Annotated in this window: 1 protein-coding gene; it reads left to right on the forward strand. The window is 58.5% G+C overall.

What is annotated here, in order from left to right; genetic code table 11:
* Positions 1–381 precede the first annotated feature (381 nt).
* On the forward strand, positions 382–1,528 hold a 1,147-nt coding region (locus tag EOL86_14810), incomplete at its 3' end, for a HAMP domain-containing protein (GenBank protein ID NCD26840.1).

Genomic DNA, 1,528 nt, shown 5'->3' on the forward strand with positions numbered 1-1,528 from the left:
TTTGCCATGATGTCCTCCCTGTCAGGTTTACGCCCCGCCTCCCTAAATGGAAGCATCCCGAAAAGCAATGACCCATGTGATTGAGCGGGAAAAATATCTGTTTTCCTGTTTTTTATTCCGCAAAGAGCATATTTTAGGGAATAATCTTTGTTTTATTCTGCATTTTTACGCTATGCCATGAACAAGCGGGGTCGCGGCGCATTGGGAGGGAGCCGCTTTGTGGCGCGCGGGGGGCGCATGGCCGTCGAGGGTGTCTTTTTTTGACAGCGTCGCTGCTTGCGGGCGAAGCTTTACCTGTGCGACAAGTCCGGGTAATTTGGGTATAAATTCGAAAAACATCGGAAACCAGGCACCCGCTTGCCCACATCCCGGAGTTGCGTCATGGCCTCAGGCCTCCTGCACGGCTCGATTCGGAAAAAGCTCGCCATTCTTTTCCTGGCCTCGGCCCTTCCCGCCTTTGCCATCATCACCGTGCATGGCCTGCACGGCCGCACGGAATCCATTGCCCGTTCCGAGGCGGAGCTGCTTCGTTTCGCCGCCCAGGTGGCCGCCATTCAGGAAAAGACGACCCTGTCGATCCGCGTGCTTCTGGAAAATCTGGCGCTCTTGCCCGAGATCCAAAATGGCCACGCCCTGGCCTGCAAGCCACTTCTCGACCGCGCCCTGAAAACCAATCCGTATATCAGCGCCATTACCCTGACCGATCCCCGGGGCGTGGTCATCGCCACCACCCGGACGCACGCAACGGTCAATTTGTCCGGAAGCCGGCATTTTCAGGACGCCCTGGCTTCCGGGGCATTTTCTCCGGGAGAATTTTTTATTGGCCGGCTCGAGCCCATTTCGCTGTTTCCCTTTGCCTGCCCGGTATTCGATGACAGCGGGACGATCCGGGGCGTGCTTTTGGCAAGTATCCCCCTGGACGGTTTCAAGACTCTTTTTGAGTCCATGCGTTTTCCCGCTAATTCCTTTATCGGCGGCTGCGATCATGCCGGGGTGCGGATTTTTCGATATCCCGAAACAGATTCCACCCTCGTCGGCGAACCCATCCGCCAGCCCATGTATCTGGCCGCCCGCTCGGGGGGCGCCAACGGCATAAGGACGGACATCGGCACGGACGGCATCGAGCGCATTCTCGCCTTTCATAACGTGCGCCTCGATCCGGCTGGCGAGCGGTACATGAGTATTTTCGTCGGTGCGCCAAAGTCCACGGTTCATGCCCAGGCCCGGCGGGAAATGCTGCGCAACATGGGTATTTTTCTGACGGCCCTGGTTTTGACCCTGATCAGTGGGTGGTTTTTCGGGGGCAAGCGGATGGGCCACAAATTGGAGCAACTGGCCGAGGCATCCAAACGCTTCGGCCAGGGGGATTTTTCGGTTCGGGTCGAACCGGACCCGGATGTCACGGAGATCGCCACCCTGACCCAGGCCTTCAACGACATGGCCGAATCCCTGTCGCGCTATATCGCCGGGCTGGAACAGGCCGAGGGGGCGCTGCGTCTGAGTCAGGAACGGCTGACCCTGGCCCTGG

This window comes from Deltaproteobacteria bacterium, assembly GCA_009930495.1.
Taxonomy (GTDB): Bacteria; Desulfobacterota; Desulfovibrionia; order Desulfovibrionales; family Desulfomicrobiaceae; genus Desulfomicrobium.